At 68.8% G+C, this 21,268-nt stretch carries 17 protein-coding genes; 10 read left to right on the plus strand and 7 right to left on the minus strand.

What is annotated here, in order from left to right; genetic code table 11:
- Positions 1-12: 12 nt before the first annotated feature.
- Both CP984_RS07980 and CP984_RS07985 read right to left on the minus strand, forming a co-directional pair.
- A complete protein-coding gene (locus CP984_RS07980; protein WP_003983297.1) occupies positions 13-1,170 on the minus strand; it encodes a restriction endonuclease-related protein in 1,158 nt (385 codons plus the stop codon).
- Entirely contained in the window at positions 1,167-2,633 is a 1,467-nt protein-coding gene (locus tag CP984_RS07985) for a PD-(D/E)XK nuclease family protein (protein WP_003983298.1), read from the minus strand. The genes CP984_RS07980 and CP984_RS07985 overlap by 4 nt, the downstream gene beginning before the upstream one ends.
- Positions 2,634-2,946: 313 nt before the next feature.
- Between CP984_RS07985 and CP984_RS07990 the strand changes: the two genes are divergently transcribed.
- Entirely contained in the window at positions 2,947-6,096 is a 3,150-nt protein-coding gene (locus CP984_RS07990; RefSeq protein ID WP_003983299.1) for a DEAD/DEAH box helicase, read from the plus strand.
- A 547-nt stretch (positions 6,097-6,643) separates the two neighbouring features.
- Here CP984_RS07990 and CP984_RS07995 read toward each other — a convergent pair.
- From CP984_RS07995 to CP984_RS08010, 4 genes are all read right to left on the minus strand, one after another.
- A complete protein-coding gene (locus CP984_RS07995) occupies positions 6,644-8,857 on the minus strand; it encodes a tetratricopeptide repeat protein (protein WP_031008549.1) in 2,214 nt (737 codons plus the stop codon).
- A gap of 606 nt (positions 8,858-9,463) precedes the next feature.
- A complete protein-coding gene (locus CP984_RS08000; protein WP_003983301.1) occupies positions 9,464-10,825 on the minus strand; it encodes a nucleotidyl transferase AbiEii/AbiGii toxin family protein in 1,362 nt (453 codons plus the stop codon).
- Positions 10,822-11,583: a hypothetical protein gene (locus tag CP984_RS08005; RefSeq protein WP_003983302.1), complete on the minus strand. Its 762-nt coding sequence runs from the start codon at positions 11,581-11,583 to the stop codon at positions 10,822-10,824. Before CP984_RS08005 ends, CP984_RS08000 begins: the two co-directional genes overlap by 4 nt.
- Positions 11,584-11,641: 58 nt before the next feature.
- Positions 11,642-12,238 carry a TetR/AcrR family transcriptional regulator gene (locus tag CP984_RS08010; RefSeq protein ID WP_003983303.1) on the minus strand — a complete coding sequence of 199 codons (597 nt, stop codon included), beginning with the start codon at positions 12,236-12,238 and terminating at the stop codon, positions 11,642-11,644.
- Positions 12,239-12,294: 56 nt separating this feature from the next.
- On the opposite strand from CP984_RS08010, the gene CP984_RS08015 reads away from it, so the two are divergent.
- A complete protein-coding gene (locus tag CP984_RS08015; protein ID WP_003983304.1) occupies positions 12,295-12,696 on the plus strand; it encodes an STAS domain-containing protein in 402 nt (133 codons plus the stop codon).
- A complete protein-coding gene (locus tag CP984_RS08020; protein WP_003983305.1) occupies positions 12,693-13,127 on the plus strand; it encodes an ANTAR domain-containing protein in 435 nt (144 codons plus the stop codon). Before CP984_RS08015 ends, CP984_RS08020 begins: the two co-directional genes overlap by 4 nt.
- A 33-nt stretch (positions 13,128-13,160) precedes the next feature.
- Here the strand turns inward: CP984_RS08020 and CP984_RS08025 are convergent, their stop codons facing one another.
- Positions 13,161-14,117, minus strand: a complete 957-nt coding sequence (locus tag CP984_RS08025) for an LLM class F420-dependent oxidoreductase (RefSeq protein ID WP_003983306.1) — start codon at positions 14,115-14,117, stop codon at positions 13,161-13,163.
- A 297-nt stretch (positions 14,118-14,414) separates the two neighbouring features.
- On the opposite strand from CP984_RS08025, the gene CP984_RS08030 reads away from it, so the two are divergent.
- From CP984_RS08030 to CP984_RS08060, 7 genes are all read left to right on the plus strand, one after another.
- Positions 14,415-15,605 (plus strand): zinc-dependent alcohol dehydrogenase, encoded by a 1,191-nt coding sequence (locus tag CP984_RS08030; RefSeq protein ID WP_003983307.1) that lies wholly within the window; start codon positions 14,415-14,417, stop codon positions 15,603-15,605.
- A 55-nt stretch (positions 15,606-15,660) separates the two neighbouring features.
- Positions 15,661-16,683 carry an SDR family NAD(P)-dependent oxidoreductase gene (locus CP984_RS08035; RefSeq protein ID WP_003983308.1) on the plus strand — a complete coding sequence of 341 codons (1,023 nt, stop codon included), beginning with the start codon at positions 15,661-15,663 and terminating at the stop codon, positions 16,681-16,683.
- Positions 16,680-17,357, plus strand: coding sequence for an HAD family hydrolase (locus tag CP984_RS08040; RefSeq protein ID WP_003983309.1), 678 nt, complete (start codon positions 16,680-16,682; stop codon positions 17,355-17,357). Before CP984_RS08035 ends, CP984_RS08040 begins: the two co-directional genes overlap by 4 nt.
- A gap of 146 nt (positions 17,358-17,503) precedes the next feature.
- Entirely contained in the window at positions 17,504-19,309 is a 1,806-nt protein-coding gene (locus tag CP984_RS08045) for a thiamine pyrophosphate-requiring protein (RefSeq protein ID WP_003983310.1), read from the plus strand.
- Between the two features lie 95 nt (positions 19,310-19,404).
- Positions 19,405-20,037 carry a hypothetical protein gene (locus CP984_RS08050; protein ID WP_003983311.1) on the plus strand — a complete coding sequence of 211 codons (633 nt, stop codon included), beginning with the start codon at positions 19,405-19,407 and terminating at the stop codon, positions 20,035-20,037.
- Between the two features lie 180 nt (positions 20,038-20,217).
- Positions 20,218-20,550, plus strand: a complete 333-nt coding sequence (locus CP984_RS08055) for a hypothetical protein (RefSeq protein ID WP_003983312.1) — start codon at positions 20,218-20,220, stop codon at positions 20,548-20,550.
- Between the two features lie 13 nt (positions 20,551-20,563).
- Positions 20,564-21,253, plus strand: a complete 690-nt coding sequence (locus CP984_RS08060) for a DNA polymerase ligase N-terminal domain-containing protein (protein ID WP_003983313.1) — start codon at positions 20,564-20,566, stop codon at positions 21,251-21,253.
- Positions 21,254-21,268 lie beyond the last annotated feature (15 nt).

Consider the following 21,268-nt stretch of genomic DNA (forward strand, 5'->3'; position numbering starts at 1 on the left):
GTGCAGGATTACTCATACCGTCCTCAGTGCTCGTCGTACCTCGGTGCAGAACTTCGTCTCGGTGGTGATCAGCAGGGAGGGTAGAACGGTCTGCAGGGTTCCCAGTTGATGTTCATGTGTCTTCGGGAGGAGAACACGAGCGCTGGGCGGCTTCGCTCGCAGATCCGCGATCAGCCGGTGCACCGAGCGGTATTCCTTGAGATCGACCCTGAACTCTTCGCCGCCCGCCCGCACGTGCAGGTCGTACCGGTCAAGCTCGGGCCAAAGCTGGACGGTTGCTCCAAGCCTCTCGAGGCACTGCTTGAGCCTTATCTCGCTCGCCCCGGGCACCACGACGAACCGCCACACACCGGGATCCACGCAGCGGGAGCCGGCCGCGGGACGGGCCACGGGTTTCGCCACGCGCGGCCGGCCTTCATCGATCCTGCTAAGTAGGGGCCGCGAGCCCCCCGACCTGCCCTCGGTCAGCTGGTAGACGGCGGCATGCGGGCGGTACTGGCAACGCACGGTCGTACCAGCCACCTCCATCGGCCAGCGGCAGGTGGGGCAGGGCCACCACCACGCATCGCCGCCTGCTGAGTGATGAACGTGACCGGCGGGAATGTCGGTGTATCCCCTCGGCGGAAGGCGTACGCCGGTCTCGCTGACCAGGTCGCGCAATTCTGCGAGAGAGCCTGCGGGGTGCTCGATAAGGAAGCGCCGGGAAGCGACGTAGCTCTCCTGGCCATTGCCCTGGATCAGCGCGTTGAAGGTCATGCTGCGGATCTGGTCGGTGTGCATCCGGGTCCAGGTCGGCATCCACTGCGCGGAGTCGGACGGGCCGCCGACCGGCAATGCGTACTCGCAGGCCAGGTCATGCGCGTCCGAGGTGAGCCGATCATCGTTGCCGAGGAGCACGACCTGCGCGATCTCCTCGTCCGTGCCCTCGGCGAGGGCCGGCAACAGTCCTAGGCGCCGCCGTAGACAGCCGACGAGGTCGAGCGGGGTCGTCGGCCCGCGGCCAGGGCCATGGGCCTCCATGACAACGCCGGTCATCCTCGCGACCTCCCGCATGGCGCCGGACCGTCGGTGCCGGACCGTCCACGCGTAAGCGGCGCGCAGGGCAGCGGCCACCACGCGGTGGGCGCGTTCGGCCGGATCGTCCCGTATCCCGGCCAGCCACTGGGTCATGCACCGCCCCTTTCCGCCGCATCGGGGCACCACCGGGTGAACGGACAGTCCTCGCATGCCTTGCCCGGCTTGGCCGGATAACGGGCGTCGGCGTGCCACGGGGCGACGTACGTCTTAACAACGAGTTGCGCCTGAGCGACCACGTCCGGAGCGGCCACGTCGAGTTCGGTCACGACCGGACCGCTCCCGGTCAGCCGCTCCAGCTCCACCCGGCAGTGTTCGGCCCCAGGCAGCACTCCCGCACGGGCGAGCACTACAGCCAGAGCCAGTTGCGGATACCTCTCGAGCAGGTCTCCCTCGCCCAGCACCTTGGAGGTCTTGGTCTCGCGCAGGGTCCACCGGTCGGCCGCACGGTAGAGCAGGTCCGTCTTGGCGATGACGACGACATCAGCGTCGGGGTCGAACACGACGACCCGCCGCTCCGGATGGGCCTCCGTATCATCGAGCCGGTCTTGCAAGGGGCAGACGAGGGCGTGGTCACCGATCATCTGAATGCCGAGCCGGGCCTGAAGCCCGGTCACCGCCCACCCGTCGCACTGCCACGCGCCCTGCAAGGCGGGGATGTCGTCCGGGGTACAGGGCTGCTGGGGTGTGCGGCGATGCCGATTTTCGATCCACGCGTGTACGGCTTGCCCACGTACGACCGCCTCGCTGTTCTCAGTCGTCCCCTCTCTCGGCAGGAACAAGTCCTCCAAGTGAGCACGGGCCGGGCACTTGCGATACGAGCGGCCTGTCGTCACGGACCAGGAGCGGCGTGGCAGATCGGAGCGGCTGACCCCGAGGATGCCTGGGCGGGATGGGACCTCGGGGCAGGTGGCGACGGCCTCGCACCCTCCGCAGCGCTCCCCGGGTCGGTACGAGCCGCCTGTGATCACCTTGTCGATGTGTGCCTCGACGCTGCAGTTGTAACAGTCGTACGCCGCCTGAGGAGTCCCCTCGAAGAGGACCCGGTGAGAGGCGTCGACGCAGCCGATCTCCACGAGGCGCACCAGACGGGGCGGTTCGGACTTTCCGAGTGTGAGTGGATCCGCGCGCCATCTGGAACTCAGAACCGGGCTCCCACCGGCCAGGACGCCCACGGCTACCGCGATCTCTGTTTCGTCCCGGGGGCGGTCAGATACCGATCCCGTCCGAATGACACGCAGTTCACGGACGCCGTGGCCGGCATATCGCCGGTCGGTCACCATCTCCTCGTACACGTCGGGGTCGCCTGGCTTGAGCGGGCCCCGCCGCTGCCGGGCCCACAGGCGCGACACGGGTTCGAGCGGTTCTGTGTACGGCACTCCGGCCGCCGCCGGAATCGCCGCGACCGCGGTGATGTAACTGCGGACCGCAAACTCGGTCCATTGAGCGAGTGCAGGGTGGAAGGGGCGTTTGGGCCTGGCTCGCCAGCTCGCCAAGGCGTCTTCCACCGACTTCTGCTCGAACTCGATGAGATCCAGTACGTCGTGCAGCGGGCCCAACGCCCATTCTGTCAGGACACGGCCGGACGCAGAAGGCCGGTGTGCACGAGGTGACCCGGGGCGAATTTTCGTCGCGAGCTGCTGCGGACACCGCTTGTCACTCTGCCGAACATCAGTCGGACGGATTCGCACGAGGCCGCCCCCCACGTACGCCTGATCAGGCATGCTCGGAATACTCACCTGCATTTCCCTCCTGAGCGCCCAGGAACGCGTAACGGATTTCCTGAAATCGCACTACCCTCCCCAATCAGGCTGCCGTACCGTACCCTTCTCCCAGCGCCCTGTCGGGACTCGCGGGGTTACGTCGGCATCGATGGATCTTGGGGAGCAGATGACCTTTCATGGACTTTTCGTCGGTATCGATACCTACGAGTCGCAGTTCAATCGCTTGCGGTACGCACAGCGAGACGCCACCGTGCTCTGCGCCTTGTTCGGCGACAACCTCGACGGACAAACAACCTTACTCCTCGATGGCGATGCCACCAAGGAAAGATTGGTGACAGAAATGCGGCGCCTCGCCGAGGTCAGTACGGCCGAGGACTTTACCGTGATCACCTTTTCGGGCCACGGCATCCCGGGGGGCGCCCTGGCGACGTACGACACTCTGCCCGACAAGCTGGCCGAGACCTCTTTGTCACTGGGAGATTTCGCCGAACTGACCCGCGACATCCGGGCTCGCGCCCTGCTCTTGGTACTGGACTGCTGCTTCTCAGGGCATGCTGCGGACAAGGTTCTGCGTGTCCCGCAGGACAGTTATACGAGCCGTGATGGTTCCGTCTCGGCGTCAAAAGAGATCGATGGGCTCCGTGAAGCCGGATACGTCGTCATCGCTGCGTCCGGCAGAGATCAGGAAGCATTCGAGGAACAGAACTTCCGGCACGGCCTGCTCAGCTATTATCTGATCCGGGGATTGCGAGGCGACCCGGAAGTCGCCGAAAACGGCAAGGTGTACATCCTCAAGTTGGCTCATTACGTCTCCAAGAACGTCAGCGCCCACAGGAGCGACCTGTTCCGAAAAGCCCAGGAGCCCATCCTGAGTGGCGCCATCTCGAACATTTCTTTGAAAGTTTTTACACCGGGCCCGCGCTATCTCGCGACCGCCGACGCCACCAGGCCACAATCCGCGACTGCGGATCTGTCGTCACTCGCGGAATACAATATTTTGCCCGCCGTACTGGACGCATGGCGGGGCCGCATCGGCAAGCTCAACAATCTGCAGGTTTGCGCCATCAATGAAGGCGCACTGCTGGAAGGTATGAATGTCCTGGTCAGCGCTCCGACCTCGACAGGCAAAACCATGGTGGGCGAGTTGAGCGCCATTCGCGCCGTGACCGAGGGGAAGAAGGCAGTATTCCTGCTCCCCACCCGTGCTCTGGTCAACGAACAGTACGAGAAGTTCCGGTTTCTCTACGGCTCTCTCGGGATCAGGACGATTCGCGCCACGGGCGAACTGCGGGATCACATGACGGAACTGCTCAACGGCCAGTTTGAACTCGCTGTCTTCACCTACGAGAAGTTCATCGGTCTGCTGCCCAAGCGCCCGGACCTGCTGAGTGTGGGAGTCCTGGTCATCGACGAGATCCAGTCCCTTATGCTGCCCGAGCGCGGCCCGCTGCTGGAGACTCTGCTCACCTGCCTGCGAGTGCGTGACGGCTCCACCGACACACCGCAGATCGTCGGCCTTTCCGCAGTGCTCGGGAAACCGGACGAACTTGCCCGGTGGCTCCGTGCGAATCTCGTGACGGCCGCTCGCCGGGAAGCCCCCCTTCTCGAAGGTGTCATGGGGCCGGACGGCTGTTATCGATACCGGGACCAGCAGGGCAACGAGTCGACCGAGCAGCTGCTGGAGCCGGCGGACACCGTGGAAACCGCCACGGACGACCGGCTGGTGACGCGCCTGGTGAGCAGACTGGTAGTGGACGGGCAACAGGTCATCGTCTTTCGAGCCACACGTGGACAGGCCCGCACACTCGCCCGCAGCCTCGCCCGCAACCTCGGACTGCCCCCCGCCGACACCGCCCTCGAATCCCTCTCCAGCGGGGATGGAGGGCGCACGACGGACCTGCTGCGCATGTGCTTGGAGAAGGGGGTGGCCTTCCACATTGCGGACCTGACGACCGAAGAACGGCGGCTGCTGGAATTGGCTTTCGCGAGCGCGGACAGCGAGGTTCGCGTACTCGTGGCCACGACAACGCTGGCTCAAGGAGTCAATCTCCCGGCGGATTCCGTGGTCGTCTGCGAACTGGAGCACCCTTCGTCGGACGGCCGACCGTATTCCGTCTCCGAGTACAAGAACATGGCCGGCCGAGCGGGGCGTGTCGGCCTGGTGGAGCAGGGCCGCGCCATCATCCTGGCCCGCGGTACCGCGGACGCCGACCAGAAGTGGCGGCGGTACGTCCAAGGGGACCCCGAGGACGTACGGTCGGCGCTGCTGGAACCCTCCGTGGACGTGCGCGCCGTGATCCTTGCCGCCCTCTCCGAACCCGCCGTCCTCGCCGGCCGCTGCTCCGGACCGGATGTAGAACGGTTCATGGCCGCCACATTCGCCGCGCACCAATGCAGGGCTAACGGATCCGGGGCCCCCTTCCCGAGCACGGTCATCCGGCCCATGGTGAGCGAGCTTGTCGCCACTGGGTTCCTCAAGGGAACACCGAGCGGAACGGAGGAGTTGCCGAAGGGGCTCGCACTGACAGACCTGGGTAGGCTCGCTGTCCGTAGCGGCCTCGGCGTCGATTCCGTCACGGCAGTGGCGGAGGCGCTGGCAGACGTCCCGGCAGACCGGATCAACCGCGCCACGCTGATTTGTGCCGCTCAGCTGACTACCGAGTTGGACGATATCCGATTCAATCGGGTCGGTCGGACCCCGCACCGCGAGCATGCCCGTCTCGCCGGAATACTGCGGGATCGTGGGGCTGCCGAACCGGTGCTTTCGAGGCTCATGGGTGCTCCGCCCAAGAGCGGCATCGGCATCGGCCGTGCCCGTCGGAGCATGGCTTGCCTGATGTGGACCGAGGGGGTCAAGCTCGCGGACATCGAGCGCGCGATCAGCGATCGTACGAAGACCACGAGGCCGGAAACTCCCGGTCCGGTTCAGCAGGCGGTACAGCGAGCCGCCGACGTGATCGCGACCGTCATCGAAATTGCGTTCCATGTGCACCCGACTGCCGGCCTGGGCAACCTGCCCGACGTCTTGCCCGCCCAGCTCGAACTGGGCATCGTCGAGGACCTGGTGTCCATCGCCTGGCACGCCGAAGTCCCGCTCCCCCGACCTGTGTATCTCGGTCTGGCCCGGGCTGGGCTGACCTCGCCCGGGCATATCCTCGCGGCCGATGCCGAGCTGCTGCTCGACTGTGTCGGTGGTCACTCCGAGCGACGGCGCGTGGTGCAGGAGGCCGCGGCTGTCGCGCAGGAAGAAGCCGATGAAGACGCTTTCCGCAATCCGCTCCCCCCTTCGGACCACTGACTTCTGGCGGACCGTGGGCCAGGATCCGCGAGGAAGCCTGGCCCGTCGGTGAATGGCATGCCGAGGGGGCGAAGACCCGTCAAAGCCCATGGAGACGCTGGTGCCCATCGCAGCCTTGGCGCGCCCGTCCGACCTGCGCGCATCCCTTGGACCTGCCGCCACCGCCTCCTCCGCCAGGCGTTGTAGCGCAGCGTCCACACGTCGGCGGGCGGTGCGGGGGTCTCGGTCGAGCTGTACTGCGATGCTCTTCAGCCGTTGTCCGAACCGTTCGGGACCAGAACCATCCAGGGCGAGCGCCCGCCTGCCGAGTGTGCCCATGTCCGAGGGCAGTGCGCCGATCAGCTTCAGCAAGCACGTCCTGAGCTTGGCGCGCTGAACTGCCGAACCGTCGTCCTGGACGATCCCGGCGATACGGCGCAGAGCGTGGCCGGCGCGGTTCAGGGCATCAGGGTCCTCGATGCCGAAACCCTTGCGGAGGTTTTTGAGACCCGTGAGCACCTCGGTCGAGGTCGGCCCGGGGTTCGCCCGGGAACAAGGCCGTGCCATGTCAGGACGCCAGGCGGACACGAGCTTCTCCGAGCATGACCGGTTCGAGCCCGCCGTACAGGGTGTCAGCCCGCGCCCATAGCTTCGCCGCCTTCTCGCGGTCTCCCGACGCCTGATATATGTTGCCGAGACCCGTCACGGCGCGTGCCATTTCGTAACGGCTTCCACAGCCCTCGGCCAAGGCCAGAGCCTCCTCGTAGTCGGCACCGGCCGCCTGATGGTCACCCAACCGGAAATGGGCCCAAGCCGAGCAGTTCACCGACATCACGACGTCCAGTTCGAGTCCCAGGGTACTGAATTCCTTACGGGCCTGCTGTGCGTGCTGAACGGCGGCAGGACAGAACTCCAGTTCTGCTTCCAGTAACGCGATTCCACGAAGCGCGATGGCCGCGTTGCGCCTGTTCCCCAACCGTCGGTAGTGCTTCAGGGCCGTACGCAAACCGTCGAGAGATTTTCCGTACTCACCCAGATAGAGTTCAGCCCAGGCCAGGTTGGAGATGGTATTGACAATCCCATGCTCATCGCCCAGCTGCTGATACAGAACCAGAGACTGCTGAAAATGATCAACGGCCTTGGTGAGATCACCTCGGTCCGCATAGGCGACACCGAGGTTGCCCAGGCTGATGGCCAGCCACATACGGACACCCGCTGCTCTGGCGGATTCGACCGCCAACTGATGGGTCTCAATCCACGGACCCCAAAGTTTCGCGAGGTAGAAGAATTCCCGCAACGCGAACGCCAACTGCCAGCACAGAGAATGCAGCCCGCGTTCGGCGGCCGTTCGGCACAGTGCCACGAGGCAACGCCATTCCGCTTCGAGCCATGCAACCGCCGCCGCACGGTCATTGAACGGCATTGGCCGCGTAGGAAAGTCGTCCAGGATGGCGGGCGGCCGATAACGCTGGGGGGTGAGCAACTTGTCCGCAGTCACGGCAAGGCGGAGCCCGTGTTCGAGCAATCGCCGGACAGCACTGTACTGCTCTTCAACCGGCACGTACGGAAGGAGCAGATTGCGGGCGAACTGCCGCACTAGATCGTGTATCGCGATGCGGTCGGACGATTCGTAGACCACGAGATGCACATCCGCAAGACCGTCCGTCAGCATGGTAGCGCGAGGCAGATCGATGCCTGCCAGGGCCGCAACGCTACCGAGATCAGCGCCCGGCCCGGGATGCAGTGCCAACAGTGCGAGCAGGCGGCGCTGTTCCGGGGGCAGTTCGGTGCAGGACACCATCAAGGCGGCGGTGACACTGCGCTCTCCGTCATCGAGCAACTCAAGCCGGCAAGCCTCGTGCGACAACATCCTTTCGAGCTCTGCCACAGTTCGCATCGGCCTGCTGTGCAAACGAGCGGCAACGATACGTACCGCCAACGGCAGTCGGCCGCAGTGCTCGACCACCGCACGGACGGTTTGGTCCGCAGCACTCGCTGCTCGCTCCCCTCCGACTGCACGGAACAATGCGTCGGCCTCTACGCCGCCCAAGACGTCGACGGACAGATGCGCCGCGTCGTCAAGAGCACTCAGGCGGCTCCGGCTGGTGACAAGGATCTTGCACCCCGGCTCGGCCGAAAGTAGCGGCGTGACGTCCGCGGCGCTGCGGACGTTGTCGAGGATGATCAGCAGGCGCCTGCCGCCGAGACGGCTTCGCCAGAAGTTGGACAGTGCGTCCTGCCGTAACGGTAAGTGTTCCTTGGGTACGCCGAGCAGCCTGAGCAACGATTCAAGGACATCGCGGGCGCCGCCGGCCCCCTCTTCTCCGAAGTCGAAGAAGAAGCACCCATCGGAGAAAGACGCAACTGCGTTCCAAGCCCCCTTGAGCGCCAATGCAGTCTTCCCTGATCCCGCCATACCGCTGAGCACGCATACGGCGTCTCCGGTTTCAGCGGTCAAATATTCGGCAATGCGCGCGAGTTCCCCGGATCGCCCGACAAACCGGGAGGGCGAAGCAGGAAGTCCAACGAAAGTTTTCATTTCACCGAATCCCGTTTCCCATGATTCTTCGATACTGAGGAGATCCATCAGTTCACCATGTGCCGCCAAAGCGTCATCGCAGGACTCCGCGAACTCGCGGGTCGGCTTTGCGAGCCCCCTCTCCACTTTGCTCAGGTGGCCCTTACTGAAGCCTATCTGAAAAGAGAAGGCAATCAGGCCGATCCCTCGCGCCTCACGCCTCCGGCGAAGCTCTTCACCAAAATCACGAGTGATATCGTTCATGACCTCAACTACCTTCGCGGTCTGGTTCGCCACCAACAAAGGCACCGATACGGGTTACTGCGCCGAACATACCGTAAGTCAGCGAGGCAGTGCGCCCGGGACATTGCATGGATGCTCCTGGTACTTGCTGAAAGGAGGACCCCAGCCGCACAGAACCGAGGGTCGCCCCAGTGCATGGGAGCAGCATCCCTCAAACTCGGCCCGAGCGTTAGGTGTTTCCTGTTTCCAATGCGACTGGAAACAGGAAACAAGGAAGTGGCTCACCGTACATCCACGTTTTCGGGTCCGCCGACAGCCCAGAGGTTGACCTGATCGGAACGGCCGCCTCGTCGCAGCCGTACCCGTGCGCGAGTGACTCGACCAGCCCAGATCCCTGTAGGACGACCCGGAACCGTCCGGGTCGAGAAGCCGCGACGTCGGTGTCCGCAGGCCTCGAAGGGCTCTCACGTGGTCCGAGCGCTGGCGTGGCGGTACCGCCCGTGTGTCCGAGAAGAATCCTCGCCGCCCGTACAGGTTCTGGCCGCCCCTACCGGTAACCCGCCGACCGTTCCGGCACACGAGAGCACCAGTGTCACGGGCTGCACCCCCTTTACCCACCCATCCGTCTCAGTCGTCTTCTTCCCCCAGCACCAACACCCGCACCGCCTCCCCCAAAGCCCCCACCACCCGCCGCGCCTCCCCTTCATCCGCATTCGCCACCCGGTACGACGCCACCGCCACACCCGCCTCCGTAAGCCGGTCCTCAAGCGGGCCCTCCAGCAGTTCCGCCGTGACGACCAGTGCGTTGTCGATGCCGGCGTAGGGCTTGAGCAGGAGTTGCTGGACCGCGTCCATGCCCTGACGCGCAAGCACCTCCCGGCACTCCTCTATCAGCGGTGTCAGCCAGGCGGCCCGCTGCTGGTAGGCGGGGGACGCGCCGCTGCCGTCGTCGAAGGCGTAGGTGGGGGCGAGGGCGGTGACGAGGCGGTTGACGTAGGTGTATTCGGCGGGGGCGTCGTGTTCGGGGTGATCCTTGCGGAACTCGTCCCAGTCCTGCTCGGTCCAGGTGAGGTTCTTGAGGAGGACCGGGTTGCGGTCGTAGTAACCGTCCTCCACGCCGCGGAAGACGGACCGGAGCAGCGGGAACGGCAGCTCGGTCGATTCGGCGAGCAGGACCGCGTCATACAGGTCCTTGCCTTCCGGGTAGCGGTCGGTGACCAGCCACAAGATCTTCCAGGCGAGGGAGAGCGCGGGGGTGGCGGCCGGGACCCGGGCGGGCTGCGTGCCGTCGGGGCCGGGGACTTCGGCGGGGGCCGGGGGTGCCGGGAGGTGTTCGTTGAAGACGAAGTCGAGTTGGACGGTGCCCGGCGGTACGGCGTCGTCGTGTGCCGTCCACGGGATGACCAGCCGCCGGCCGGGGACCCGGTCGTATGTCCAGATGTCGTCGCCGACCGCGCCGTCCGCGTGCAGGCGTACCGGGCCGTCGCGCAGGGACAGTTCCTCGGCGGAGCGGGCGATGCCGTGGATCATGCGTTCCGTACGGCTGTCCCGCTCGTTCCAGGTCGGCGGTACGACGACGAAGTCCAGGTCGCCGGGTTCCCGGGCCCCGGCGCCGAACCAGGCCCGCAGGAGCACGCTGCCGCGCAGGACGAGGTGGCCGGCCCATGCGGAGGTGGCGACGGCGGTCAGCGCGTGGTGCAGGGCGTGGCGGCGGGCGGCGTACCAGCGGGCGCCGGCCGCCGCGTCGGCGAACCGCGGCTCGCCCAGTCGCATGGCGTGCAGGTGGTGGCGGACCGACGGGTCGAACACGGGCGGCTGGACGACACCGTCGCCCCGTACCGGCAGCAGGGTCGCCGGGAGATCCATGGCGGTGCGCGTCGCCTCGTCCGGGGGTGTGGTGGGGACGACGGCGGTCGCGGGCCAGGGACCGTACCCGAAGTCGCGCCAGTGCGGCGGCCGTTCCGGCCGCGTGTGCTCCTGCTCGGTCATGTGGCCGCTCCCGCCCCGTATGCCGGTGTCTCGTCGATCCAGCCGTCGTCCAGCGTCTCGTCGCTGTCGTGGACGACGAACTCCCGCTCGACGGAGGCTGTGTCGTGCTCCGCCGCGCGCAGTGCGGCCAGCAGGGCGGCCAGGCGCCGTTCCGCGGTGTCCCGGCCGACGGCGCGGCAGCGCTGGGTCACGAAGCGCTCCTCGCGCCCGTCGGCCCGTACGCGTCGGGCGTTGCGGGAGAGGTGGGCCGCGTGCGGACCGGCGAGGTCCGCGAGGCCGGTGAGCGCGGAGGGGGCGCCGGGTGCGGTGCGGTCCAGGAGGAGCTTGATGTGGTGTTCGAAGTAATAGGCCGGGCCGAGGGCCGCTGCCGCCGCGTCGGTGACCGGTACGCCGTCGGCCCACGGCGTCGTCTCGATCTTCGTACGCACCACCTCGAAACCCGCGGCGCGCAGCTCCGCCGCCTCGGCCGCCGCCCGCTCCCGCATCCGCCCGGCCGATCCGCTGCCGTGCAGGGTCAGCATCGGCTGGGACGGTGTGCTGCCGCGCTCCAGCAGGATGTGGACCCATTTCAGCCCGCGTGCCGCGGCGTGGAGTTCGAGGCCGGCGGCCATCCGGTCCGGGGCGTCCGGGTCCGCGGGGGTCTCGTCCCGTACGGTCAGGTGCGTTTCGAACGCGCCGTGGAAGGACGGGGGTCCGGAGGGCGGGGAGCCGGGCGTACGGCCTTGCCGTGCGGCCGGCCGGTGGCCGATTTCGATCATCCGGGCATGGTCTCAAACGGCCGGGGCCCGCCTTCGCGCCCGTACGGCCACGGCCGGCTCACCGATGCTGTTCGATCAGGCAGCGGGCCATCGTCTGCGCACGGCGCGCGGCGTGCGGGTCGCCCTCGGCGGCGGCGATGATGGAGCCCTTCATGAGGATGTGCCAGGAGCGGGAGAAGCCGTCGCAGTCGCGCAGGTGGGCCTCTTCGGCCAGCGTACGGACGAGAATCCGGACGTTTTCCAGGTAGCGGATGCTGGCCCGGCCCAGCGGGTGCCGCCAGCCCATCTCCAGCAGGACGTTGATGAAGGTGCAGGCGTCGAAGTCGGGGTGGCGGAACCAGTCGTCGAACACGTCGAAGACGGCCAGCAGGCGTTCCTCGGGGGTGCGGCCGCGGCGGCGGGCGCCGGCCTCGATCAGGCCGCGGGTCCACTGCTGTTCGCGGCGGTCGAGGAAGGCGAGGACCAGGTCGTCCTTGGAGGGGAAGTGGCGGTAGAAGGTCGCCTTGGCCACCCGGGAGCGGTGGATGACCTCGTTGACGCCGACATCGCGGATACCACGGCGCGAGAACAGGTCATAGGCGGCGCTCAGTACCCGCTCGCGGGCGCCGGGCCGACCCCCGGCGTGCGACGTGGCCGGCGCGCACTCGGTCGTCATGGTGGCACCCAGTGTAGGCGTGGACAGACCGGTTTGACTCCTGACACGATGGGGTCATGTCCCTACAGACAGACCGGTCTTCCCAGGCCGGTCCGGATGCCCTGGGGGTCCGCACCCGGCTGTTCGGCTCCTCGGCCGTGCTGACCGTGCGGGGCGAGATCGATTACGGCACCGTGCCCGTACTGGACGCGGCCGTCGCGGCGTTACCGTCCGGCCTGGGGAGCGTGGTCCTCGAAATGACCGGGGTCACCTTCATGGACGCGGCCGGGCTGCACTTCCTGCGGCGACTGGACGCGTACGGCCGGCAGTGCCAGATCCCGGTCCGGGCCCTCAACCTGCGCCGCCAGCCCCGCCGTGTGCTGGAGCTGGCCCGTATGTGGCCCGGCACGCCACGGGCGGAGAAGTTCTTCGGACGGGCGGCGCCGGCCGGTGTGCCGACGGCCCGGGAGCCGCAGTGAGGCGGCGCTCGCTCGCGGCCCTGCGGCTCACCTCCGTCCTGCGTGTCGCCTCCGCCCTGCGTGCGCCGCGGAAGGTGCCGAGAGCCGCGGCCGACGCCCTCCGTGACGGGACGGCGGATACCGCGGCTCCCGACGCTTCGGGGGCCGCGGTCGAGCGCCTGCGCGCGGAGAACGCGCGGTTGCGGCGGGCGCTGGCCGGGCGGCCGGTGATCGACCAGGCCCGCGGCATCCTGATGGCCACCGAGGGGTGCACGGCCGAACGGGCCTGGGACATCCTCCGGCAGACCTCCCAGCACGCGAACCTCAAGGTGCGCGAGGTCGCCGGCGAGGTGGTCGCCGACCCGACCGGGACCGTCCCGCCGGGGCCGGTGCGTACGCATCTGCGGGAGGCGGTGCGGCAGCACCGGGCCGCCCGGCGGAAAGCCTCCTGACGGCCCGTCAGCAGTCGGCCGCTCCTCGTCGTCCTAGTCCATGACCTGCGGCAGCACCTTCGTCCGGTAGAAGTCGAAGAACCCGCGCTGGTCCGGGCCGATCTGACCGACGTAGACGGTGTCGAAGCCCGCGTCCACGAAGTCCCGCAGCGCGGACACGTGCATGTCGACATCGTCGCCGCAGGGGAAACCCTTCGCCGCGTGCTCCGGCGTGACCAGTTGGGACGCCTGCTCGAAGTGGCGCGGGGTGGGGAGGATCTGGGCCAGTTCGCCGGGCAGCAGTTCGCTGGGCCACAGGCGGTGGGCGGTGCGCACGCACTCGTCCCGGTCGGGGCCGTAGCAGACCTTCAGTCCGGCCTGTACGGGCTTGTTGCCGCCGCCGCCCCGGCGGAAGCGTTCGACGGCGTCCGCGTCCGGCGCCATGGTCACGAAGCCGTCGCCGACGCGGGCGGCCAGTTCGGTGGCGCTGGGGCCGAACGCAGAGACGTCGATGGGCACCGGCTCGTCGGGGACCGTGTACAGGCGGGCGTTCTCCACGGTGTAGTGCTTGCCGTGGTGGCTGACCTCGCCGCCCTCGAAGAGCTGCCGCATCACCTGAACGGCTTCCTCCAGCATCTCCAGGCGCACCGACGCCTGCGGCCAGTGGTCCCCGAGGATGTGCTCGTTCAGCGCCTCGCCGCTGCCCACGCCGAGCCGGAAGCGGCCGTCGAGGAGCACCGCGCTGGTGGCCGCGGCCTGCGCCGTCACCACCGGGTGCAGCCGCATGGTCGGGCAGGTCACCGCGGTCTCCACCGGCAGCGAGGTGACCTGGGACAGCGCGCCGATCACCGACCAGACGAACGGGCTCTGGCCCTGGGCGTCGTTCCACGGGTGGAAGTGGTCGGAGATCCACAGTTTGGTGAAGCCGGCCTGCTCCGCCATGCGGGCCTGTTCGACCAGCTCAGCGGGGCCGTGCTCCTCGCAGGCGAGGAAGTATCCGTACTCGGTCATCGGGGCTCCGTGCGCTCTCGACGGCCCGCGCGGGCCGGGTGGGTGGGTAAGTGGGTCGCCCCCTTGGGTGAGGCGCCGGGTAACCGTTTTCCCGGCCGCGGAAACCCGTGTGGTGGGCGGCCGGGGTCCGTACCGACGCCGTACGGAAACGATTCGGCCCGGGCGATGCGGGTACTGGAGCTGCCACGGCGAAGAACACCGCTTTAGACTCAAAAGCGGCTTTTGGGTCACCGGGCGATCGGCGCTCTCCGGCCGGTTCCGTCCGGTGGGCCGGCCGCCAGGACAAGGAGATCCGCAATGCGAGCCACCGTCTGGCACGGCAAGCGGGACGTCCGCGTGGAGCACGTTCCCGATCCGCAGATCAAGAAGCCGACCGACGCGGTCATCAAGATCACGTCCAGCGGGCTGTGCGGCTCCGACCTGCACCTGTACGAGGTCCTGACGCCGTTCATGACGCCCGGCGACATCCTGGGGCACGAGCCGATGGGGATCGTCGAGGAGGTCGGCCCCGACGTGCCGAACCTCAGCCCCGGCGACCGGGTGGTGATCCCGTTCCAGATCGCCTGCGGCTCCTGCCGGATGTGCGACGACGGCCTCCAGACACAGTGCGAGACCACGCAGGTGCGCGAGCACGGCTCCGGCGCCGCGCTCTTCGGCTACACCAAGCTCTACGGTTCGGTGCCCGGCGCGCAGGCCGAGTACCTGCGCGTACCGCAGGCGCAGTACGGGCCGATCAAGGTGCCGCACGGACCGGCCGACGACCGCTTCGTCTATCTCTCGGACGTGCTGCCCACCGCCTGGCAGGCCGTGCAGTACGCGGGCGTCACCAAGGGCAGCAGCGTCGCCGTCCTGGGCCTGGGGCCGATCGGCGCGATGTCCTGCCGGATCGCCCGGCATCTGGGCGCCGAGCAGGTGATCGGCATCGACCATGTGCCGGAGCGGCTGGCGCGGGCCCGGCGCGACGGGGCGACCGTCTTCGACCTGGACGCCTTCGACGACGAGGACGGGCTGATCGAGGCCGTCAAGGACGTCACCGACGGCCGCGGCCCGGACGCCGTGATCGACGCGGTGGGCACCGAGGCGCACGGCAGCCCGGCCGGGAAGCTGGCGCAGCAGGCCGCCGGGCTGATGCCGTCGCGCTGGGCCGAGAAGCTGATGAGCAAGGCGGGCGTGGACCGGCTGAGCGCCCTGCACCTGGCCATCTCCCTGGCGCGCCGCGGCGGCACGATCTCCATCAGCGGGGTGTACGGCGGGATGACGGACCCGATGCCGATGCTGGTGATGTTCGACAAGCAGCTCACGTTCCGGATGGGCCAGGCGAACGTACGGCGCTGGGCGGACGACATCATCCCGCTGCTGACGGACGACGACCCGCTGGGCGTGGACGACTTCGCCACGCACCGGTTGCCGCTGGAGAAGGCACCCGAGGCGTACGACATGTTCCAGAAGAAGGCGGACGGCGCGATCAAGGTGCTGTTCACGCCGTGACCGCACGGCACGGGGCGCACCGCAGGGCGTTCAGGCCGAGGTGAAGGGACCGGGCATGCCGTATTTCGCTTCCGCACCGCCGATCGCGGGGCTGTCGGCCCTGGTGACGGGTGGTTCGCGCGGATTGGGTCTGCTGATGGCCCGTCAGCTCCTCGCGCGGGGAGCCCGTGTGACGATCCTGGCCCGGGACGGGCAGGAGCTGGCCGAGGCCGCCCGGTCGCTGCGCCGCCCCGGCGGCCCGCCTGTGGCCACCGCCGTGTGCGACGTACGCGACCGCGCGGCGGTCGACGGGACCGTCGAGGAGATCGCGGCGCGCGAGGGCGGGCTGGACATCGTCATCGGCAACGCCGGGGTCATCCAGGTGGGCCCGGCCGCCTCGCTGGGGCACCAGGCGTTCCACGACGCCATGGCGTCGATCTTCGACGGGGCGCTGAACACGTCCCTGGCGGTCCTCCCCCACCTGCGGCGCAGCCCGGCGGGCGGGCGGCTGGCGCTGATCGGGTCGGTCGGCGGGCTGCTGGCCGTACCGCATCTGCTGCCGTACTCCTGCGCCAAGTTCGCCGTCGCCGCGCTGGCCGAGGGGCTGCACGCGGAGGAGAGCGGATACGGGGTGTCGGTGACGGCGGTGCATCCGGGGCTGATGCGTACGGGCTCCCATCTGCACGCGCAGTTCGGCGGGGACGCCGCGCGGGAGTACGCCTGGTTCTCGGCGCTGGCGGGCACGCCCGTCCTGTCGATGAACGCCGAACGCGCCGCCGGGCGCATCGTCTCCGGGGTGCAGCGCCGCCGACCCCGCGTCGTGCTGACCCCGGCGGCCAGGCTGGCCGCCACGGCGCACGGCCTGGCCCCGGTGACCACCACCCGCCTGTCCTCGGCCCTGGCCCGGGTGCTGCCGCGCGACGCGGTCGGCGCACCGGGCGTCACCGAGGGGGCGGCGGTGGAGAGCGGCGGGCGTACGGCACCGGCCCCGCGGCTGCGCAAGCTGCTCGGCGCCCTCAACGACCGGGCGGCGGGGCGCTTCAACCAGTGCGGCCGGGCGGCACCGCTCGGCCCCCACGGAAGGAGAAACGACGGGTGAGCCCACGCGGAGCGGCACTCTTCGACGTCGACGGAACGCTGGTCGACAGCACCTATCTGCACGCCGTCACCTGGTGGGAGGCGTTTCGCCAGGCCGGGCACCGGGTGCCGATGGCGGACATCCACCGGGCCATCGGCATGGGGTCCGACCATCTGCTGGACCATCTGCTCAGCGGGGACCGGGACCGCGACCAGGACGAGACGATCCGTGCGGCGCACGGCACGCTCTTCGCCCAGTACTGGGAGCGGCTGGCCCCGCTCGACGGCGCGGCCGACCTGCTGCGGGCCTGCGCGAAGCGCGGCTGGACGGTGGTGCTGGCCAGTTCGGCGCACGGTCCCGAGCTGGCCGCGATGCGCCGCGCGCTGGACGCCGAGGACGCGATCACCGCGGTGACCAGCTCGGACGATGTGTCGGCGAGCAAGCCCGCGCCCGATCTGGTGAAGAGCGCCCTGGAGCACAGCGGCGTGGACGCCGACGCGGCGGTGTTCATCGGCGACACGGTCTGGGACGTGCGGGCCAGTCACCGGGCGGGCGTGCCGTGTCTGGCGGTGCTCAGCGGCGGCTATCCGGAGCACGACCTGCGGGAGGCCGGTGCGTACGAGGTCTACGACGGCCCGGCCGATCTGGCCGAGCGCCTGGACAGCAGCCTCCTCGCGGCACCGGGTGAGCGGTGACGGCCGGCGGCCGCACACCCGGATACCGCCGGTAACCGGACATCCGGACGAAAACCGTCCGGACGGCCGTGCATCCGTCCGGGCCCGGACGGGCACACGGAAAGCCGGCCCGGCACCCGCCGCGATCGTGAGAGGAAACGAACCGCATGTCCACCAAAGTCTCCGACCACATCCTCCAGCGCCTGCGCGACTGGGACGTCGACCACGTCTTCTCGTACGCCGGGGACGGCATCAACGGACTGCTGGCCGCCTGGGGACGGGCGGACAACCGGCCGAAGTTCGTGCAGGCGCGGCACGAGGAGATGGCCGCGTTCCAGGCCGTCGGGTACGCCAAGTTCTCCGGCAAGGTGGGGGTGTGCGCGGCGACCTCCGGTCCCGGCGCCATCCACCTGCTGAACGGGCTCTACGACGCGAAGCTGGACCACGTACCGGTGGTGGCCATCGTCGGGCAGACGGCGCGCAGCGCCATGGGCGGCTCCTACCAGCAGGAAGTCGACCTGATGGCGCTCTACAAGGACGTCGCCTCGGAGTTCTGCGAGATGGTGACGGTCCCCGAGCAGCTGCCGAACGTCCTCGACCGGGCGATCCGCACCGCGTACGCCAAGCGCACCGTCACCGCGATCATCGTCCCGGGCGACGTGCAGGAGCTGGAGTACAGCGCGCCCACCCACGAGTTCAAGATGGTGCCGTCCAGTCTCGGCGTGTCGCAGTACGCGCCGGTACCGGCCGACGAGGACCTGCGGCGCGCCGCCGAGGTGCTCAACGCGGGCGAGAAGGTGGCGATCCTGGTCGGGCAGGGCGCCCGCGGGGCCCGCGAGCGGGTCGAGGAGGCCGCCGAACTGCTCGGCGCCGGGGTGGCCAAGGCGCTGCTCGGCAAGGACGTGCTGTCCGACGAGCTGCCGTATGTGACCGGCGCCGTCGGGCTGCTGGGCACCCGGCCCAGCTACGAGCTGATGCAGGAGTGCGACACGCTGCTGGTGATCGGCTCCAGTTTCCCGTACTCGCAGTTCCTGCCGGAGTACGGGCAGGCCCGCGCCGTGCAGATCGACATCGACCCGTTCATGGTCGGGCTGCGCTACCCCTTCGAGGTCAACCTCGTCGGTGACGCGTCCAGGACGCTGGAGCGGCTGCTGCCGCTGCTCAAGCACAAGAAGGCGCGCAAGTGGCGCGAGAAGATCGAGTCGAACGTCGAGCGCTGGTGGCAGGTCATGGAGCGGCGCGCCGCCGTCGAGGCCGATCCCGTGAACCCCGAGTATGTGGTGCACGCGCTCGACGCGCTGCTGCCCGACAACGTGATCCTGGCCGCGGACTCCGGCTCGGCGGCCAACTGGTACGCGCGCCATCTGCGGATGCGCGGCCATATGCGCGGTTCGCTGTCCGGGACGCTGGCCACCATGGGTCCCGGCGTGCCGTATGTGATCGGCGCGAAGTTCGCGCATCCGGAGCGGCCGGCGCTGGCGATCGTCGGTGACGGGGCGATGCAGATGAACGGCATGGCCGAGCTGGTCACCGCGGCGAAGTACTGGCGGGAGTGGAGCGACCCGCGCATGATCGTCGCGGTGCTGAACAACGAGGACCTCAACCAGGTGACATGGGAGATGCGGGCCATGTCGGGCGCGCCGCAGTTCGAGGAGTCGCAGCGCATCCCGGACGTGCCGTACGCCGACTTCGCGCGCTCCATCGGCCTGGGCGGCGTACGGGTCGAGCGGCCCGACGAGGTGGAGAGCGCGTGGCGGCAGGCGCTCGCCGCCGACCGGCCGTTCGTCATCGACTTCCGTACCGACCCCAACGTGCCGCCCATCCCGCCGCACGCCACACTCGACCAGATCGAGGCGGCGGCGACCGCGATCCTCAAGGGCGACCCGGAGACGGCCGGGGTGCTCAAGCAGGGCGTCAAGGCGAAGATCCAGGAGTTCCTGCCGGGCAAGGGCCACGGGGACGCTCCGAAGTGACCGGCGGGCCGGGCCCCGGGCGGCCCGGCCCGCGTCCGGCACCCGACCGGCCGACTTCCACTTCCCACCACTTCCACGACTTCCAAGGAGGGCCCGTGGCCAGGCTGACGGCACTGAAGGACTGGCGGAACTGGCGGCGGGGGCGGGAGCTGCGTCCCGCCCCCGGCGCCGACGACGTGGAGAACGCGACGCAGCGCGTCCTGATGTACGGCGTCCTGCCCATGTGGTTCGTGCCGGCCGTCGCCGACTGGGTGATGCACCGGCGTACGGACATCGAGAAGACCACCGGCGTCAAGGAGTCGGCGATCCACGCGCTGATGATGGCGGAGGCCGGGGTGCCGGTGCTGGCCGGGCTGGTCGCGCGGATCAACCCGCTGGTGCTGACGATGATGGGCGGGGCCGCCGCCGTGCACAGCGCGACCGCCATCTGGGACGTGACGGTGGCCACCGAGGACCGCGAGGTGCGTCCGGTGGAGCAGCACATCCACAGCTTCCTGGAGGTGCTGCCGCTGGCCGCCGTGGTCATCACGTCGTGCCTGCACTGGGAGTCCGTACGGGATCTCGCGCACGGCGGCAAGCAGCCGGACGCCTGGAAGCTGCTGCCGAAGGAGCGGCCGCTGCCCGGGAAATACCTGGCGGGGATCGCGGCCGGGGTGGGCGCTTTCGTCGCCCTGCCGTACGCGGAGGAATTCATCCGGTGCGTGCGCGCCCGGAAGTCCGGGGCCTGAGGAACGGATCGGTCCGGCGTCGCGCGTTCGGCCCGTCGGGGCAGTCGCCGGGGCCAATCGTTACAGGCCGGAATTCACGGGTAACCGTAGTCCGAGAAATGGTGCACGGCAGGCCCGGGGCAGGTACGCCGGTACGCGTCCAGGGCGTGTGCGAGACAGCGAGAACCGAGGAGAAATACCATGCCCGCAGGATCGAACGCCAAGCGTGAGCGCCAGTACGAGCACATCAAGGAAGGCGCCGAGAAGCGCGGTACGTCCAAGGGCCGGGCGAAGGAGATCGCGGCCCGTACGGTGAACAAGGAGCGCGCCCGTTCCGGGGAGTCGAAGACGGCCAGCAAGTCCTCGACCCAGGACCGCAAGTCGGCGCCCGAGCGCGGCGGCCAGCGCTCCGGCAACCGCACCGGCTCCAAGGGCCCCACGCGTGACCAGCTCTACAACGAGGCCAAGAAGCGCGGCGTGGAAGGCCGGTCGAACATGAACAAGGACCAGCTGGCCAAGGCCCTCGGCCGCTGATCCGGCGGCCGGGATGAACGAGGGACCGCTGCGGACGTACCTGTCGAAACGGCATTTCGACCGGACGTCGGAACCGCGGGGCGACGATGCGTCGGCCTCCTCCGAGAAGCCGCGGTTCGTGGTGCAGATCCATGACGCGAGCACCATGCACTTCGACTTCCGGCTGGAGGCCGACGGCGTCCTGAAATCGTGGTCCGTGCCGAAGGGCCCGTCCACGGACCCGAAGGACAAAAGACTGGCCATGCCCACCGAGGACCACCCGCTGGACTACCGGGATTTCGAGGGCGTCATTCCGCAGGGCGAGTACGGTGGCGGCACGGTGATCGTATGGGACCAGGGCCATTACCGCCCGACCGCACACGACAAGAAAGGCCGTCCGGTTCCGTTCACCGAAGCTCTGGAAAAGGGCCATGTGACGTTCTGGATGGAGGGAAAGAAACTGCGGGGCGGCTATGCCCTCACCCGTTTCCGCGGCGGGCCCGACAGCGACGAGCGGGAATCCTGGCTGCTGGTGAAGGCCGACGACGAGCACGCGGGCGGCCAGGGCACCCCGGACCCGCGGCGGGCCCGCTCGGTGCTGAGCGGGCACACGCTCAAGCAGGTGGCCGAGGACGTGGCGGCGGAGACCGGCACGGCGCAGGACGCCGGCGGGAGCGGAAAGAAGAACCAGGGGAAGCGGGGCGGGGGCAAGGGGCGCAAGTGAACGCCCTGCCCGGGG

This window comes from Streptomyces rimosus (assembly GCF_008704655.1).
Lineage (GTDB): Bacteria > Actinomycetota > Actinomycetes > Streptomycetales > Streptomycetaceae > Streptomyces > Streptomyces rimosus.